This window comes from Brevundimonas sp. GW822-FHT03E11, assembly GCF_058801445.1.
Window position 1 is genome coordinate 14,852 of record NZ_JBXANG010000012.1, and the last position, 16,342, is coordinate 31,193.

14 protein-coding genes are annotated in these 16,342 nt (G+C 66.5%); 11 read left to right on the forward strand and 3 right to left on the reverse strand.

Features of this window, described 5'->3' with window-relative positions:
* Positions 1–211: 211 nt before the first annotated feature.
* From AC1RKE_RS14970 to AC1RKE_RS14985, 4 genes are all read left to right on the forward strand, one after another.
* Entirely contained in the window at positions 212–1,480 is a 1,269-nt protein-coding gene (locus AC1RKE_RS14970) for a cation:proton antiporter domain-containing protein (protein ID WP_152949705.1), read from the forward strand.
* Positions 1,481–1,526: 46 nt separating this feature from the next.
* Entirely contained in the window at positions 1,527–1,724 is a 198-nt protein-coding gene (locus AC1RKE_RS14975) for a DUF2093 domain-containing protein (protein WP_054764998.1), read from the forward strand.
* On the forward strand, positions 1,721–2,590 hold the full coding sequence (locus AC1RKE_RS14980) for a M23 family metallopeptidase (protein WP_348682866.1): 870 nt from the start codon (positions 1,721–1,723) through the stop codon (positions 2,588–2,590). The genes AC1RKE_RS14975 and AC1RKE_RS14980 overlap by 4 nt, the downstream gene beginning before the upstream one ends.
* Before the next feature lie 67 nt (positions 2,591–2,657).
* A complete protein-coding gene (locus tag AC1RKE_RS14985; protein WP_054764996.1) occupies positions 2,658–3,167 on the forward strand; it encodes a response regulator in 510 nt (169 codons plus the stop codon).
* Here the strand turns inward: AC1RKE_RS14985 and AC1RKE_RS14990 are convergent.
* A complete protein-coding gene (locus AC1RKE_RS14990; protein ID WP_054764995.1) occupies positions 3,110–4,093 on the reverse strand; it encodes a lysophospholipid acyltransferase family protein in 984 nt (327 codons plus the stop codon). The two genes, AC1RKE_RS14985 and AC1RKE_RS14990, sit on opposite strands and share 58 nt — an antisense overlap.
* Positions 4,083–4,853 carry an SDR family NAD(P)-dependent oxidoreductase gene (locus AC1RKE_RS14995; protein WP_054764994.1) on the reverse strand — a complete coding sequence of 257 codons (771 nt, stop codon included), beginning with the start codon at positions 4,851–4,853 and terminating at the stop codon, positions 4,083–4,085. Before AC1RKE_RS14995 ends, AC1RKE_RS14990 begins: the two co-directional genes overlap by 11 nt.
* A gap of 108 nt (positions 4,854–4,961) precedes the next feature.
* Here AC1RKE_RS14995 and tipF point away from each other — a divergent pair, with 108 nt between their 5' ends.
* The 4 genes from tipF (at position 4,962) to AC1RKE_RS15015 (ending at position 8,739) form a co-directional block, all read left to right on the forward strand.
* Positions 4,962–6,236, forward strand: a complete 1,275-nt coding sequence (tipF, locus tag AC1RKE_RS15000) for a flagella assembly cyclic-di-GMP phosphodiesterase TipF (RefSeq protein WP_152949701.1) — start codon at positions 4,962–4,964, stop codon at positions 6,234–6,236.
* 194 nt (positions 6,237–6,430) lie between these two features.
* Positions 6,431–7,300 carry a TIGR01459 family HAD-type hydrolase gene (locus AC1RKE_RS15005; RefSeq protein ID WP_348682864.1) on the forward strand — a complete coding sequence of 290 codons (870 nt, stop codon included), beginning with the start codon at positions 6,431–6,433 and terminating at the stop codon, positions 7,298–7,300.
* Between the two features lie 39 nt (positions 7,301–7,339).
* The gene (locus AC1RKE_RS15010; RefSeq protein WP_054764991.1) at positions 7,340–7,801 is read left to right on the forward strand and encodes a MaoC family dehydratase; all 462 of its coding nucleotides are present in this window, start codon (positions 7,340–7,342) and stop codon (positions 7,799–7,801) included.
* Positions 7,801–8,739 carry a bifunctional riboflavin kinase/FAD synthetase gene (locus AC1RKE_RS15015; RefSeq protein ID WP_348682862.1) on the forward strand — a complete coding sequence of 313 codons (939 nt, stop codon included), beginning with the start codon at positions 7,801–7,803 and terminating at the stop codon, positions 8,737–8,739. Before AC1RKE_RS15010 ends, AC1RKE_RS15015 begins: the two co-directional genes overlap by 1 nt.
* 37 nt (positions 8,740–8,776) lie before the next feature.
* Here AC1RKE_RS15015 and AC1RKE_RS15020 read toward each other — a convergent pair whose 3' ends face one another.
* Entirely contained in the window at positions 8,777–9,304 is a 528-nt protein-coding gene (locus tag AC1RKE_RS15020) for a gamma carbonic anhydrase family protein (protein ID WP_348682860.1), read from the reverse strand.
* Positions 9,305–9,616: 312 nt separating this feature from the next.
* Here AC1RKE_RS15020 and AC1RKE_RS15025 point away from each other — a divergent pair, with 312 nt between their 5' ends.
* The 3 genes from AC1RKE_RS15025 (at position 9,617) to AC1RKE_RS15035 (ending at position 16,278) form a co-directional block, all read left to right on the forward strand.
* The gene (locus AC1RKE_RS15025; protein ID WP_228186548.1) at positions 9,617–10,408 is read left to right on the forward strand and encodes a PhoH family protein; all 792 of its coding nucleotides are present in this window, start codon (positions 9,617–9,619) and stop codon (positions 10,406–10,408) included.
* Positions 10,409–10,848: 440 nt separating this feature from the next.
* On the forward strand, positions 10,849–13,095 hold the full coding sequence (locus AC1RKE_RS15030; RefSeq protein WP_348682858.1) for a beta-glucosidase family protein: 2,247 nt from the start codon (positions 10,849–10,851) through the stop codon (positions 13,093–13,095).
* Between the two features lie 48 nt (positions 13,096–13,143).
* The gene (locus AC1RKE_RS15035) at positions 13,144–16,278 is read left to right on the forward strand and encodes a TonB-dependent receptor (protein ID WP_227976064.1); all 3,135 of its coding nucleotides are present in this window, start codon (positions 13,144–13,146) and stop codon (positions 16,276–16,278) included.
* Positions 16,279–16,342: the final 64 nt, after the last annotated feature.

Genomic DNA, 16,342 nt, shown 5'->3' on the forward strand with positions numbered 1-16,342 from the left:
TCCGCGCAGCGGACCAGGCTCGGAGGGGGAGGTGTCGCCTGAAGGAAGACCTCCCCCGTCGTCGAGCGTATTGCTGCGCGCCTCGACCTGCTGCTTCCCCCGCAAGCGGGGAAGGTCTGAACGCGACACTGCGTCATCTTGAAAAAGCGGCCTGCGGCCACCAACTGCGACGTCTCCGAACAGCGCGCCCTTCCCCTTCGCAGGAGCCCCGATGACGCATGCCGACAGCCTGATTCTCACCCTGGTCGGAGGCTTCGTCCTCGCCTTCGTGTTCGGCATGTTGGCCAATCGTCTGAAACTGTCGCCTCTGGTCGGCTATCTGGTCGCGGGGATCGTCGTCGGTCCCTATACGGCGGGGTTCGTCGCCGATCTGGAACTGGCGCCCCAGTTGGCCGAGATCGGCGTGATCCTGCTGATGTTCGGCGTCGGTCTGCATTTTTCGCCCAAGGATTTGATGCAGGTGCGCAAGGTCGCCGTGCCCGGCGCCCTGGTCCAGATCGCCGCCGCCACCGCCCTGGGCTGGGCCCTGGGCCGGACCTTATTGGGCCTCGGCGACGTCGAGGCCCTGCTGATGGGCTTCTCCCTTTCGGTCGCCTCCACCGTCGTTCTGCTGCGGGCGCTGGAAGAGCGCAAACAGGTCAAGGGCGAAATCGGGCGGATCGCCGTCGGCTGGCTGATCGTCGAGGACATGGTGATCGTCATCGCCCTGGTCATGCTGCCGATGATCCTCGTCCCGGCCGGAACCCAGGCCGACCTGGGCGCCCTGGGCATGAACATCGGCTGGACCCTGTTGAAGGTGGGCCTGTTCGTCGCCGGCATGCTGGTGGTCGGCGGGCGTCTGATCCCCTGGCTCCTGGTGCGGATCGCCCATACCCGGTCGCGCGAACTCTTCACCCTGGGCGTCCTGGCGATTGCGCTGGGCATCGCCTGGCTGGCCTATTATCTGTTCCATTCGTTCGCCCTCGGCGCCTTCCTGGCCGGGCTGGTCATGAACGCCTCTCCCCTTGGGCATAATGCGGCCGAACGGTCCCTGCCCCTGCGGGACGCCTTCGCCGTCCTGTTCTTCGTCTCGGTGGGCATGCTGTTTGACCCGATGATCCTGGTGCGCGATCCGCTGGCGGTTCTGGGCGTCCTGGCCATCGTCATCGTCGGCAAGTCGCTGGCGGCCCTGGTCATCACCCACGGCTTCAAGCTGGATCGCTCGACCGGCCTGACCGTCGCGGCCTCCCTGGCCCAGATCGGCGAATTCTCCTTCATCCTGGCGGCCCTGGGCGTCTATCTGGGGGCCATGAGCCGAGAGACCCACGATCTGATCCTGGCGGCGGCCCTGCTGTCGATCTCGCTGAACCCCTTCGTCTTCCTGCTGACGGATCGGATGGGAGGGCGGCCCCGCCCGCCCGTCGCCGGCTCGCCCGAGGCCAAACAGGCGGCGATCGACCACGCGGCGGAAAAGGCCGCATCGAATCCGGCCACCGCCTGAGCCGACGCCTCTTGGCGGGCGCTCGGGATCGTCGTTAACTGCGGCCATGGACGAGACCCTTTCAGCCCAGGCGGTGCTTCACTACGGCGACGGGGAGTTCGCAGTGCTGAAGCCCGGCCGTTTCGTGCGCTGCGCCGTGACGGAGAAGCCCATTCCCCTGGAGGTGCTGCGGTACTGGAGCCCCAGCCGGCAGGAAGCCTATTTCGGCCCAGCCGAGTTCATCGCCCGGATGCAGCCTGAATGATCGGCCGCCGGCCGCTGCTGCTGGGCCTGGCCGCTGCGGTTGCGACGCCCCGCGGCCTGGGCGCCGCCGCGCGCGGCGAGACGCCGTCCGCCCTGCCCCTGGCGATGAACGGCGCCTGGCGACAAGGCGGCTACGCCCTGGGTCGCACGGCGCCGCGCGCCCTGATCTTCGTGGACGGAGATGCCTTGAGCACCGCCTCCGCCGACGGCCTGTTCATCGTGGGCTTTGACCGAGACGCCGCCGCAGAGGTGGACATCGAAGCCCGCGACGGCGCGCAATCCACCCGACGCCGCATCGCCGTGGCCCCCTATGACTTCCCCTCGACGCGGATCGACGGCCTGCCGCCGGCCACGGTCGAGCCCAGCGATCCGGCCCTGCTGGAGCGCATTCGCCAGGAGGTCCTGGTCAAGACCGAGGCCTTCGCCAGCCGGGCTGATACGGACGACTTCCGCGACGGCTTCGTCTGGCCGCTGGAGACCTATCGCGTCTCCAGCGCCTGGGGCGCCCAGCGCGTTTTGAACGGCACGCCCGCGCGGCCCCATTACGGCGTCGATCTGGCCGCGCCGATCGGAACCGTCATCCGGGCGCCGGCCGACGGCCGCGTGATCTTCACCCAGCCCGACATGCATTTCGAGGGCGGTCTGACCCTGATCGATCATGGTCAGGGGCTGATCAGCGCCTATCTGCACCAGTCGCAGATCGACGTCGCGGCCGGTCAGACCGTTCGTCGCGGCGATCCGATGGGGCGGGTCGGCATGAGCGGCCGCGCGACCGGCCCGCACCTGTGCTGGCGCTTGAAATGGCGCGACCGCAACCTGGACCCCTCGCTTCTGATCGGCGCCCGGCCGCCCGAGCGCCTGGCCTGATTCGCGGCCGCTTGCCTGCCTAAGGGAAATCCCTTATATTGCGCCCTCGTGCTAGGCGGGGGGCCGAATGCCGCATCTTCAATCGCTGAATGTGCTGCTGGTCGATGACAATCAGCACATGCGCACCATCGCAGCGGCCGTCCTGCATTCCGCCGACATCCACCGGGTGTATGAGGCCGGCGACGGGGCGGAAGCCTTCGAGGTTTTGCGCCGTCAGCCCATCGACCTGGCTCTGGTCGATTACAACATGTTCCCGATGGACGGGGTCGAGTTCACCCGGCGGGTCCGGAACCGCCCCGACAGCGCCAACATCTATCTGCCCATCATCATGATGAGCGGCCATGCCGAGAAGCACCGCGTCTACGCCGCCCGCGACGCCGGGGTGACCGAGTTTCTGGTCAAGCCGATCACGGCCAAGGCCATTCTGGACCGGATCAACGCCGTCATCTTCCGACCCCGTCCGTTCGTGAAGACCGCCACCTATTTCGGACCCTGCCGCCGTCGCCGCGAGGCCGACGACTACTGCGGCCCGTTCCGCCGCTCCGCCGACGGGGCGGCCGCTTCCAACGCGGCGTAAACCCGGTCGGGCCACCGTTTGTGGACCCAGAACCAGTCTTCGGGAACTTCGCGCACCCGGTCTTCGACGAAGCGGTTGGCGGCCTGGATTCCGGCCAGGACGGCGGCGGCCTTGTCTTCGGTTTCACGCACTGTGATCGGCTCATGGGCGGTCACGCGAAAGCGCGCCCCAGGCAGCCGCACCACCGACAGCGGCTGCATCACGGTTCCGAACTTCAGGGCCAGCCGCGCCGCGCCCGGCGAGGCGTTGACGGGCTGACCGAAAAACTCGACCTCCGGCCCCTGATTGTATTTCTGGTCGACCAGCAGGGCGATGGAATCGCCCCGCTTCATCCCGGCCATCAGATCGCGCGTCCCGTCCCCCTTGGGCGCGAACAGCCGGATGCCGTAACGCTCTCGGCTCTTGCGGATCTGGGCGTCGACATAGGGATTGTTGGCGGCGCGATAGGTGACTTGGCACGGCACGCCCGAGGCCATGATGACCGCCGCCATGACTTCGAAATTGGCCAGATGGCCCGAGATCAGGACTGCGGGGCGCCCGCTGTCGCGCAGGGCGTGCAGCCGCTCCATCCCCACCACCTCGACCCGCCCACCGGCCGGGGTCAGCTGATCCATCACCGCCAGTTCGGCGAAGGTGCGGCCCGTGCGGTCCCACTGTTCGCGCGCCAGGGCCTCGCGACGATCCGGCGGCATCTCGGGAAAGGCGATGCGCAGATTTCGCATTACCGTCTTCTGCGTGCCGGTCAGCGGCCCCAGGGTCCTCAGCAACCAGCCCCCCAGGGCCGAGGCCCGCTCGACCCCCAAAAGGCGCAGGAAGGCGAACAGGGCTTGAAAGCCAACGGCCTCCAGGCGCCAGATGACGTCCTGCTTCCAATCTGTGGCGCGACCGCCCCTTGGGCCGTCTGCGCGCGTGTCTTCACCAGGCAATCGTCAATCCGCCGTCCACCACCAGGGTCTGTCCGGTCACATAGGCCGAAGCAGGGCTGCACAGATAGACCGCTGTGCCCGCGATTTCATCGGGCTGGCCGATCCTTTTCAGCGGCGCCGGTTCGGTGACGGTTTTCAGCAGCTCCGGATTCTCCCACAGATATTTGGCGAAGTCGGTCTGGACCAGGCCCGGCGCGATGCAGTTGACGCGCACATTGGACGGCCCCCACTCCACGGCGAGATTGCGCACCAGCTGCATGTCGGCCGCCTTGGAGATGTTGTAGGCGCCGATCAGGGCGTTGCCGCGCAAGCCCCCGATCGAGGAGATCACCAGAATGGCGCCGTCCTCGCGCTCCACCATCTGTGGGGCGACCATCTGGATCAGCCAATGGTTGGAGATGACGTTGTTCTGAAGGATCTTTTCGAACTGCTCGTCGGCGATCCCGGCCATCGGCCCGGCGTAGGGATTGGTCGCGGCGTTGCAGACCAGGATGTCGATTCGGCCGAAGGCGGCGTTGGTTTCATCGACCAGCCGTTGCAGGTCTTCCTTGGAGGCGATGTTGGCCGGAACCGCGATGGCGCGGCCGGCTCCGTACTTTGCGTTGATCTCGGCGGCGGCCTCATCGCAGGGTCCGGCCTTGCGCGAGGATATGACGACCCGGGCGCCGTGTTCGGCCAGACGCTCGGCTATGGCCTTGCCGATGCCGCGCGATGAGCCGGTGATGATGGCGACCTTGCCGGTGAGATCGAACAGTTCCATTGCGTTTCCCTTGAGTTTCGCCGGGTTATTTGCAGCCCGGCTCTAGCCGAACGCCATTGATAGCCTGATACTCAGGCGATTCCATCCGGGAGTGGCCACCGCCAGCCGATGCGCAACCTGACCACGGGCTTTCTCTACTTCGCCTATCTGTTCCTCGGCATGACCGTGGGGGCCTTCCTGTGGCGTGCGGGTTTGGGCGCCGGCGCAGGCGTGGCGGGGGCGATCGGGGCGCTGGGCCTGTTGGGCGCCTTCCACGGCATCGTCACCGGCATGGCGGCGCGCCGCGCTCTGAAGAAGGAAATCGACCAGGTGCGCGAGGCGCATCGGCTGCTGGCCGATGCGATGGAATCGACGCAGGGCGCCCTGACCGAACTGGCCCAGGCCATTGAAAGCGGCGCCCTGTCGGACACCGACGCCCTGACCGGCGAGGTTCGGATGCTGGAGACCCTGGTCCAGCAGATGAGCGACAGCATCGACCAGCGTCTGGCCAGCGCGCCCAGTCTGGGCGTCGAGACCTTCGAAGGCCGCCGCCAGGCCCAGTCCAACGTTCTGCTGCGGACCATCCACGAGGCGCTGAGCCAGGGGCGGGTCGATCTGTATCTTCAGCCCGTCGTCTCCCTGCCGCAACGCCGCACCCTCTTCTATGAGAGCTTCACCCGCCTGCGCGACGCCAGCGACCGGGTGATGATGCCGGCGGAGTATCTGTCCCTGGCGGAGGGCGAAGGCCTGGTGCCGGCGATCGACAATCTGCTGCTGTTCCGCTGCGCCCAGATCGTGCGCCGGCTGTCGCGCCAGGACCGTAAGGTTGGGGTCTTCTGCAACGTCGCCCTGACCTCCTTGGGCGATGAGACCTTCTTCCCGCGCTTCCTGGACTTCCTGAACGAGAACCGCGACCTGAACCAGGCCCTGATCTTCGAACTGGGCCAGGCGACCTTCGACGCGCGCGGCGCGGTCGAGGCTCGCAACATGGCCAAGCTGGCGGACCTGGGCTTCCGCTTTTCGCTGGACAAGGTCCAGACCCTGGACCTGGACTTCGCCGATCTGCAGCGTTCGGACGTGAAGTTCATCAAGGTGGCGGCCGATCTGCTGATCGAGCAGCTGCTGGACCTGGACGGCGGCGCGCCCTTGCGCTCCATGCCCGACATTCAGGCGGCGGATTTCGCCGCCTTGACCCGCCGCTACGGCGTCGAGGTGATCGCTGAAAAGGTCGAGGCGGAACGTCAGGTCGTCGATATCCTCGAACTGGACGTCGCCATGGGCCAGGGCCATCTGTTCGGCGAGCCCCGCGCCATCAAGGAACAGGTGCTGGCCGAAACCGACCCTCCGGCCGAATTCCTGCGCTCCACCCTGCGCAGCGCTGAGCAGCGGCGTCGGTTCAGCTGATCGCTCCATATCTGTCTCCTCCCCATGACATGGGGAGGTGGCGCGGCGCGCCTTCCGCGCCGTGACGGAGGGGTGCTTTTCGCAGCCCAGGCGCTTAAGCGGCGTCAAGAGCCCTCCACCGCTTCGCGGTTCCCCTCCCCATTTCATGGGGAGGAGACTTTCGTCACGGCGTTAAACCCCCTACTTGCCTGCCCATGACCCTCCCCCACGCCCTGCCCCATCTCCAAGCCGTCGCTGGCGACTACGACATCCTGCTGTGCGACGTCTGGGGGGTGATCCACAATGGACGAGAGAGCTGGGCGGGTCCGTGCGAGGCCCTCACCCGGTTCAACGCCCAGGGCGGCCATGTGGTGCTGATCTCCAACTCGCCGCGCCCGGCCTCGGATGTCGTCGCCCAGTTGGACGGGCTGGGCGTGCCGCGTGAGGCGTGGAAGGCCTTCGTCACCTCGGGCGACGCGACCCGCGCCGAACTGGCCAAGCGCGCCCCCGGTCCGGCCTGGATCGTCGGGCCCGAACGCGACGCTCCCCTGTACGCCGGCCTGAACCTGGCGCGGACCGACAGCGCCGAGGACGCCGCCTTCATCTCCGTCACCGGGCCGGTCGACGACACGGTCGAGACGCCGGAGGACTATCGTGAACGACTGGCTGTCGGCGCGGCGCGGGATCTGGAGCTGATCTGCGCCAATCCGGATCGGGTGGTCCAGCGCGGCGATCAGCTGATCTATTGCGGCGGGGCCTTGGCCGACCTCTATGAGGCTTTGGGCGGCCGGGTCGTCATGGCCGGAAAGCCTTTCGGCCCCATCTACGACCTGGCCTTGAGAGAGGCGGAACGTCTGCTGGGACGGCCCGTGGACCGGTCGCGCGTCCTGTGCATCGGCGACGGGGTCGTGACCGACGTCATGGGGGCCAATGCGCAAGGCCTGGACTGCCTGTTCATCGCGCAAGGGATCCACGGCGACCAGGCCAGGGGCGAGAACGGAAGCCTCGATCCCGCCCGCGCCGGCGAACTTCTGAAGGCTGAAACAACATATGCGCGCTACGCCGCGCTCGAACTGGCCTGGTAAGGCTCGCCATTTTGTCGCACCGCCGCTAAAGCCTGATCCATGGTCGAATTGGTTCAGCAACATCCGTCCGGCGGCTACATCCTGGACGAGCTTCACATCGGCATGGCGGCCGAAAAAATCGTCGTGGCGACGGAGGACCGGATTCGGCTGTTCGCCGAGGCGTCCGACGATTTCAACCCCGTGCATCTGGACGAGGCCTTCGCCTCCAAGACCGCCTACCGCGGTCGCATCGCCCACGGCCTGCTCAGCGCCTCCTTCGGCTCGGCCGTGGTCGGCACCATCCTGCCGGGGGCGGGGTCGATCTACATCTCCCAGACCCTGGCCTTCCATCAGCCGGTGCGGATCGACGATGTGGTCCGTATCCGGATCACCGTGATCGAGATCGAGTCCGAGAGCGCACGGGTCAAGCTGAGCTGCGAAGGCTTCGTCGGCGAGACGATGATCATGGACGGGATCGCCGTGGTTCGCGTTCCGCGCCGGCGCAAACCGTCCCAGCGCTGATGCGGAGTACGCGTATTTGGCGCGACTGGCGCGACCTGCCGGACGCCCTGAGGGGCGCGGCGGTCGCGGTCGGCGCCTTCGACGGCGTGCATCGCGGGCACCAGGCGGTCATTGCAGGGGCCAGGGCCGCCGCCGAACGGCTGGGCGCCCCGCTGGGCGTGGTCAGTTTCGATCCCCATCCGCGCCGCTGGTTCCAGCCCGAGGCCGCGCCCTTTCGCCTGATGACCGCCGACCAAATGGCGCGGGCTCTGGCGCCCCTGGGGGTCGACATCCTTTATCTGCTGCCGTTCGACGGCGAGATGGCGGGCATGAGCGACGCCGACTTCGCCGAACAGGTGTTGGCCCAGGGTCTGGGCGTGCGACACGCCGCCGTCGGCTTCGACTTCACCTTCGGCAAGGGGCGGTCCGGCTCGCCCGAGGCGCTGCGGGCCTATGGCGAGCGGCTGGGCTTCACGGTCTCGGTGGCCGAACGCCTGGACGACGCCGACGGGCTGAAACTGTCGTCCAGCGCCGTGCGCGAGGCCCTGAAGGCCGGGGACATGGACCGGGCCGCCGCCATACTGGGCCGCCCCTTCGCCATCCAGGGCGAGGTGATCCACGGCGACAAGCGCGGCCGCACCATCGGCGTGCCGACCGCCAATATCGCCCTGGGCGACTATATGCGTCCGGCCTACGGCGTCTATGCGACCCGCAGCCGCCTGCCTGACGGCCGGCTGGTTGACGGCGTCGCCAGCCTGGGCGTGCGGCCCATGTATGCGCTGGAGACCCCGCTCTTGGAGGTCTGGCTGTTCGACTTCGACGGCGACCTTTACGGCCAGACCCTCGAGACCGACCTGATCGCCTGGCTGCGCGGCGAAGAAAGCTTCGAGGGGTTGGAAGCATTGAAGGCTCAGATCGACGCCGATGCGGCGGCGGCGCGGGCGGTTCTGGCTTCCTGATGTCCACTCATCACGGCGAAAGCCGGGATGAGCGAGATTAGAGCGGGCGCAACTCCGCCGCAAATCGCTTCCAGTTCTGGACATAGTGTTCGGCCGACATCTGCAACACGGCGATCTGGTCGGGATCGCGTTCGCGCACCACCTTGCCCGGCTGGCCCATCACCAGACTGTTGTCGGGGATGATCTTGCCCTCGGTCAGCAGGGCGTTGGCGCCGATGATGCAGTTGCGGCCGATCTTCACCCCGTTCAGCACCACCGCCCCAATCCCGACCAGACTGTAGTCCCCGACTTCGCAGCCGTGCAGCATGGCCTTATGCCCGACGGTGACGCCCCGGCCCAGGGTCAGGGGCGAGCCCATGTCGGTGTGCAGGACGCTGCCGTCCTGAATATTGGTGTCGGGGCCCACGGTGATCGGCTCATTGTCGCCGCGCAGCACCGCCCCGAACCAGACGCTGGCGTTGACGTGCAGAATCACGTTTCCAATCACGGATGCGTTCGGCGCCACCCAGTATTCGCCCTGCGGCGGAAACTGAGGTTTGCTGTCGCCCAATGCGTAAATGGTCATCAGAATGCCGCCTAATCTTCGAAAATTGAGGGCTTTAACAGATTTCTAACCACGATAGCATCTAACTGTTGATGCGATTCGAGGGTCGCCATTTCGGCCCCGGATCCGAAGCCGGATCAAGCCCGGTCCGGTCAGTTGTCGGGGCTTTCGCTTGGCGCGTTGGGATCCTGGTTCGGTTGTTCGGGAACGGGTTCAGCCCGTTTTGGACGGCCCGGCCGTTGATCCCGGTGGTCGCTGCGGCGCAGGCCGTGACCCCTTCCTCCCCAAGACCAGCCAAGGCGGAACCCGTGTGGGTCCGCCTTTTTTCATGCCCTGGAGGCGTCCATGACCAAGCGTGCGGCAATGAAGCGTCAGTCCCGTGAAAACGGACTCCTGGATTCGCGAGAGTTCATGGAGGAATCAAAGGTGCGGCGCCTGCACGCCCCCCACAACGAACGGTCAGGCTGGTCGCCCTATCCCAACAACGACGACCGCGAGCAGGGCTATCTGAAGACGCTGAAGCCCAAGTCGGACGGTCAGCACGAACTGATGGCGGCCATCGACGCGCACAATCTGGTCATGGCCCTGGGGCCGGCAGGGACCGGCAAGACCTATCTCGCCGTCGCCAAGGCGGTCGAGGCGCTTGAGGCCGGCAAGGTCGGCCGCATCGTCCTGAGCCGCCCCGCCGTCGAGGCTGGCGAATCGATCGGCTTCCTGCCGGGCGACATGGAGGACAAGCTGGCCCCCTATCTGCGCCCGCTCTACGACGCCCTGTCGGACCGGCTGTCGATGAAACGGGTCAAGGCCCTGATGGCCGAGGGCCTGATCGAAATCGCCCCCATCGGCTATATGCGCGGCCGCACCCTGAACAACGCCTTCATCGTCGTCGATGAGGCCCAGAACTGCACCTATGTGCAGCTGAAGATGCTGCTGACGCGCCTCGGCTGGCATTCGACCATGGTGGTCACGGGCGACCCCCACCAGTCGGACCTGCTGCCCGGCGTGTCCGGCCTGGCGGATATTTCCGCCCGGCTTGAGGCGGTCGACAACATCGCCGTGGTGCGTCTGGCCGAACGCGACATCGTCCGCCACCCGCTGGTGGCCTCGATGATCGGGGTGCTCTGAACGCCCTGCGGGTCTGAGTAGAGGGAGGGCCGGCGTCCCAGCGCGCCGGCCCTCTCTTTTTGCGCGCCCGTCTTTTGCGCGCCCGTCGCCCCATCCGCAAAAGGGCCCTGAAACGACATGTGAACTGGGGGTGTCATAACCACGTTCGATCATGGCCGTTTCGTGTTGTGAACGCTCTCAATCCATGCTTACCTGTTCATGCGAGAGGCCGAAGAGTCTCCGCACAGGGAGCGGAAAGTTGACGGCCTCTCCAGGTCGTCGAACCTCGGCGTCGAAGACGCTATCCGCAAACAGGATCGAAAAGCCTGCGACAGCAGGCGATGCTGTCGGCTGCCCGCCGCCATCATCGATCCTGTGCGGCGCATCCCAACTCTTGTCCTGACGGCGGTCGCCGTCGCGCAATCGGTTCGGGGCGTCTCTTGAAGTTTTCCAAGTCCTTGATGATCAGCCGTCTCGCCCTGGCCTTCGCCGTGGGCGTGACGCCCGCCGGCGCACTCGCGCAGCCGGCGCAGTCCGCCCCCCAGACGGAGACGGCCGCCGCCCAATCGCGGGCGGACGCCCTGCTGGCGCGAATGACGCAGGACGAAAAGCTTCAGCTGATCCACGGCTATTTCCCGCCCATGGCGGCGCGGACGCCGGGCGCCCCAGTCGCCGACATGATTCCCTCGGCCGGCCACATCCCGGGAATTCCCCGCCTGGGCATACCCAATCTGCGCGAAAGCGACGCCAGCCTGGGCGTCGCCAACCAGGTCGAGCAGCGCAAGGGCGACGTCGCCACCGCCCTGCCCTCCAGCCTGGCGACCGCCGCCACCTTCGATCCCGAGATCGCCTACGCCGGCGGGGCCATGATCGGCTCGGAGGCGCGGGCCAAGCGGTTCAACATCCTGCTGGCCGGCGGGGTGAACCTGACGCGCGATCCGTGGGCCGGACGGAATTTCGAATATCTGGGCGAGGATCCTCTGCTGGCCGGGGTCATGGCCGGGGAGCATATCCGCGGCGTCCAGTCGAACAGGATCGTTTCGACCATCAAACATTTCGCCTTCAACGCGCAAGAGACGGGGCGGATGATCATGGATGCGCGGCTGGACGAGGCGTCCCTGCGCGAAAGCGACCTCTTGGCCTTCCAGATCGCCATAGAGCGGGGGAACCCCGGCTCGGTCATGTGCGCCTACAACAAGGTCAACGGCGACTGGGCCTGCGAGAACGACGTCCTGCTGAACCAGGTGCTGAAGCGCGACTGGGCCTATGACGGCTGGGTCATGTCGGACTGGGGCGCGGTCCATTCGACCGAGAAGGCGGCCCTGGCGGGGCTGGACCAAGCCTCGGGTCAGGAGCTGGACCGGGCGCTTTATTTCGACGCGCCCTTCCGGGAGGCTCTGGAAGCCGGACGGATCCCACAGGCGCGGCTGGACGACATGGTGCGCCGCCTGCTGGTCGGCCTGATCCGGACCGGGGTGCTGGACGCGCCCGTGGTGACGACCGAACAGCCGATCGACTACGCCCGCAACGCCGAGGTCGCCCAGCGCGCGGCCGAGGCCGGAATCGTGCTGCTGAAGAACGACGGCGGGGTCCTGCCCCTGGCCGGGACGGCGAAGCGGATCGTGCTGATCGGCGGCCATGCCGACGTCGGCGTCCTGTCGGGCGGCGGATCGTCCCAGGTGCGGTCGGTCGGCGGGGCGCCGGTCGAGATTCCCCTGACCTCGGGGGCCGCAGCCTCGTTCGCGCGGATCACTTGGCATGCGTCCTCACCGCTGAACGCCATTCGGGCGATCGCGCCGGAGGCGACCGTGACCTATGTCGACGGCAAGGATCCGGCGGCTGCGGCTGCTGCGGCGCGAGCGGCGGACGTCGCCGTCGTCTTTGCGACCCAGTGGACCACCGAGGCCCAGGACGTCGAGAGCCTGTCCCTGCCCGACGATCAGGACGGACTGATCGCGGCGGTCGCGGCCGCCAACAACAAGACCGTGGTGGTGCTGGAGACCGGCGGGCCGGTGCTGATGCCCTGGCTGGAGAAGACCCCGGCTGTGATCCAGGCCTGGTATCCCGGCCAGCGCGGCGGCGAGGCCATCGCCCGCATCCTGTTCGGCGAGGTCAATCCGTCGGGCCGTCTGCCGATCACCTTCCCCGCCTCGGCGGACCAGGCGCCGCGCCCGACGCCGCCGGGCCTGGAGGCGCTGAAGAGCGCCGAGGCCGCAGCCGCCGCCAATCCCGGCGCACCCCAGGCCGGCGAAATCCAGGGTTTCGCGGTGGACTATGCCGAAGGCTCGGACGTCGGTTACCGCTGGTACGAACGCGAAGGCAAGACGCCCCTGTTCCCGTTCGGATACGGCCTCAGCTACACAAGCTTCGCCTATTCCAACCTGGCGGCGTCCAGCGCAGACCAGCTCAGCGTCAGCGTCGATGTGACCAATACCGGCGCGCGGGCCGGCGCCGAGGTTGCGCAACTCTATGTCGCTTCGGGCGATCGGCCCCGCCGTCTGGCCGCCTTTGCGCGGGTGAACCTGGCGCCGGGCGAGACCCGTCGCGTCACCCTGACGGCCGAGCCGCGCATCCTGGCCGAATACGACACCGCCCTGCCCGGCTGGCGCATCACGCCGGGCGATTACCGCATCACCGTCGCCCGTGACGCCGCTGAGCCGGGGTTGAGCGCGACCGCCACGCTTTCAGGGTCGACCATCAAACCTTGAACCAATGCCGCACAACAAAACGCGGCGCCACCGAGGAGGGAGAAAGAGATGAGAATCCACAAGAGGCCCATGGTTGCGGCCTTGCTGGCGAGTTCGGCGCTGGTCGCGCCGGCCTACGCCCAAACGGGGGCCCAGACCGCTGAACCGGCGGCGACGCAGGAACCGACCGAGGTCGGCGAAATCGTCGTGACCGGCATCCGCGCGTCGCAGACCCAGTCGATCAACGTCAAGCGCAATGAGACCGCTTTGGTCGATGCGATTTCGGCGGAAGACATCGGCAAACTGCCTGACGTCACCGTGGCCGATGCCCTGCAACGCATCGCCGGCATCCAGATCCGCCGCACCGCAGGTGAGGGCTCCACCGTCAACATCCGCGGCCTGCCGCAGGTTGTGACCCTGCTGAACGGCGAACAATATCTGAGCCCCGGCAACCTGGGCAGCGCCCAGCCGAACCTGAACGACGTGCCGTCGCAGCTGATGAGCTCGATCGTCGTATTCAAGTCGCAGGACGTGACGAACGCCCTGTCCGGCATCTCCGGCACCATCGATCTGCGCACCCGTCGTCCGATGGACTTCAGCTACGGAACGACCGTCACCGGCGCCGCCGAATACCAGACGGGCGAACGCACTCGTCAGGACGACTACCTGATCAACGGCCTGCTGAACTGGCGCGGCGACCGCATGGGCGTCATGGTCTCGGGCGTGCTCAGCAATTCGAACCTGGGCAATAACTACGCGGGCACCGCCGGCAGCCTGTTCGGCAGCAACGACTGGGGCGGTTCGGGCAACGCTTGGCTGGCGCCCCACGGCTACGAAATGTTCAACCGCGTGGTCGAGCGCGAACGGGTCGGTCTGAACGCCGCCTTCCAGTTTGACATCGAAGACGGCATTCGTCTGACGGCCGAGGCCTTCTACACCAAACAGGACGAGTACAATCGCGCCGCCGGCCTGAACGTCTCCAACCGCTGGAGCGGGCTGGGGTGGACCACCCCGACCGAGTCGACCGACACGGGCCTGGGTTGGCTCGACGTCGAGGAATATGATCTGGACGCCTGGTGGGTGAACTCCTTCACCGTCAACCGCGTCACCAACAATGAGTCCAAGAACTTCAACCTGGAGCTGGACTACGACAAGGGCGGTCCCTTCACCTTCAATGCGCGGGCGATCAAGGCCGAGGCCTCGCTGCTGAGCATGAACGGTCAGGTCCAGGGCGACCTGTCCAACTGGGAGTACGGATCGGACCGCGCCTTCACCCTGTTCCGCCAAGCGGCGGACCGCACCCGCGGCACCTTCTACCCCGCCTCGATCGCCGCCCTGTATCCGGCCTCACGCTATTCCAACAACGTCGTCGGCAGCCAAGGCGGTCGCTACATCACGCCCAACCCCTTCGGTTATGGGGCGGACCCGCAACTGCATATCGATACCGGCGGTTCGAAACTGGCCTGGAGCGGGTTCGAAAACAACATCGTCGGCGGCTTGGGCAATGTGCCGCTGAGCCAATATATGTCGAACCTCGATTCCTATACGGTCGGGGCCTATTCATCCGAAGGCAACCAGCGCAACAACTCGGATCTGACCGTTGTCCGTTTCGACGGCTCGTATGAGTTCCAAGAGCGCCCTGCTTTCGGCTTCCTAACCCGCGTCGACGCCGGGGTTCGCCACAGCGGTCGCGAGGTGGAGATCACCAACTTCCATCTGTTCTCGGACTTCTACGCCAATGCCGGCGCCGGCAACCAAGCGGGCTGCTCGGCCCAGTGGAAGGCCATCGACGTCGTGATGGACAATCCGCAGTGCCAGTCTGGCGAGTTCGTGACTAACCCCGGGTTCAATCCGGCCTTGGCGGTTGCGACCACGCCCAGCAGCTGTACGGCCGGCACGGTGGCCAACGCCCCCACCTGCTTCCAGGGCTATACCGTCAACCGCCCCACGCTGCTGCGCGAAAACAACAATACCTACTTCCTGACCGACTTCGGCTCGGTCGCCTCGGGCATTCCGGGGGTGTGGGTGGCTGATCCGCGCGATTTCGACGACCCCCGCGCCTTCCAGCAGCGGGTCTTCGGCAACGCCTATGACGTCATCATTCCCGGCAACTCCTATGACGTCGATCTGTATGAGGACAGCGCCTATCTGAACGGCGCCGTCGAGTTCGGCGCCCTGCACGGCGACGTGGGCGTGCGGATGGTCCGGACCGAGCTTCGGGTCCGTCAAAATCAGACCGGCGACGTGCGCGCCTATGGCGACACGAACAACGATGTCGGCGACACGATTTCGAGCCGCAGCTACACGGACTGGCTGCCGTCGGTGAACCTGGCCTACGACTTCAGCGACAAGCTGCGTCTGCGGGCCGCCTACGCCAAAACCATGATCCCGCTGGATCTGGGCAACTACGGCGGCGGCGTCACCATATCCACGGCGGACTCCCAAGGTCCGACGCCCGCCGATCCGACCGCTCCGCCCGTCGGCGTTCGTCGGGTGACCGGGGCCACCCTGTCCGGAAGCCCGGACCTTGACCCTTGGCGTTCGGATAACTTCGATCTGGCGCTGGAGTACTATTACGGCCCGGCGACGATGTTCAACATCGCGGCCTTCCGCCTGAACATCGATAGCTTCGTCACCCGCGCCACCGTCCCCCAGAGCGGGTCATATGCGGACGGCGATGGCGTCATCCGCAGGCTGGTGGACGTCAACCGTCCGGTACAAGGCGACGGCGGCCAGCTTCAAGGCATCGAAATAGGCGCCAAGATCGGTCTGTCGGATTTCATCGACACGCCCATCTGGTCCGATTTCGGCTTCGACGGCAGCTACACCTTCTCGGACAGCTCCTCCAACTCGACGGCCCTGAACGGGGACGAACTGCCGTTCCAGGACAACTCGAAACACTCGCTGAACGCCGCCGTCTGGTACCAGGGCGACAAGCTTCAGGCGCGGGTCGCCTGGAACTATCGCACGCCGCGCCTCAACAGCACGTTCGGCAGCATCCCGATCTATCAGGATACGTCGCAATACGTGGATGTGAACGTGACCTATGACGTCAACGACATGGTCACGGTTTACGCCAACGGATCGAACGTCCTGGGCGAAATCGAGGAGTACTACCTCGAGTTCAAGCCGGGTGCGGAACAGTTCCAGAGCCGCAACGAGTTCGAGCCGCGCTACACCATCGGCGTGCGCGCTCGCTTCTGATCTCTTCCTGAGCAGACTGGCCGGCGGCATTCGTGTCGCCGGCCTCTTTTTTCGCGTATTGGGA

What these genes read in the sequence shown, in the direction of transcription:
- AC1RKE_RS15020 (WP_348682860.1), bottom strand. Translation starts at nt 9,304, where the DNA reads ATGACCATTTACGCATTGGGCGACAGCAAACCTCAGTTTCCGCCGCAG.
- AC1RKE_RS15030 (WP_348682858.1), top strand. Translation starts at nt 10,849, where the DNA reads ATGATCAGCCGTCTCGCCCTGGCCTTCGCCGTGGGCGTGACGCCCGCC.
- AC1RKE_RS14985 (WP_054764996.1), top strand. Translation starts at nt 2,658, where the DNA reads ATGCCGCATCTTCAATCGCTGAATGTGCTGCTGGTCGATGACAATCAG.
- AC1RKE_RS15010 (WP_054764991.1), top strand. Translation starts at nt 7,340, where the DNA reads ATGGTCGAATTGGTTCAGCAACATCCGTCCGGCGGCTACATCCTGGAC.
- AC1RKE_RS15035 (WP_227976064.1), top strand. Translation starts at nt 13,144, where the DNA reads ATGAGAATCCACAAGAGGCCCATGGTTGCGGCCTTGCTGGCGAGTTCG.
- tipF (WP_152949701.1), top strand. Translation starts at nt 4,962, where the DNA reads ATGCGCAACCTGACCACGGGCTTTCTCTACTTCGCCTATCTGTTCCTC.
- AC1RKE_RS14975 (WP_054764998.1), top strand. Translation starts at nt 1,527, where the DNA reads ATGGACGAGACCCTTTCAGCCCAGGCGGTGCTTCACTACGGCGACGGG.
- AC1RKE_RS15005 (WP_348682864.1), top strand. Translation starts at nt 6,431, where the DNA reads ATGACCCTCCCCCACGCCCTGCCCCATCTCCAAGCCGTCGCTGGCGAC.
- AC1RKE_RS14980 (WP_348682866.1), top strand. Translation starts at nt 1,721, where the DNA reads ATGATCGGCCGCCGGCCGCTGCTGCTGGGCCTGGCCGCTGCGGTTGCG.
- AC1RKE_RS15015 (WP_348682862.1), top strand. Translation starts at nt 7,801, where the DNA reads ATGCGGAGTACGCGTATTTGGCGCGACTGGCGCGACCTGCCGGACGCC.
- AC1RKE_RS14995 (WP_054764994.1), bottom strand. Translation starts at nt 4,853, where the DNA reads ATGGAACTGTTCGATCTCACCGGCAAGGTCGCCATCATCACCGGCTCA.
- AC1RKE_RS14970 (WP_152949705.1), top strand. Translation starts at nt 212, where the DNA reads ATGACGCATGCCGACAGCCTGATTCTCACCCTGGTCGGAGGCTTCGTC.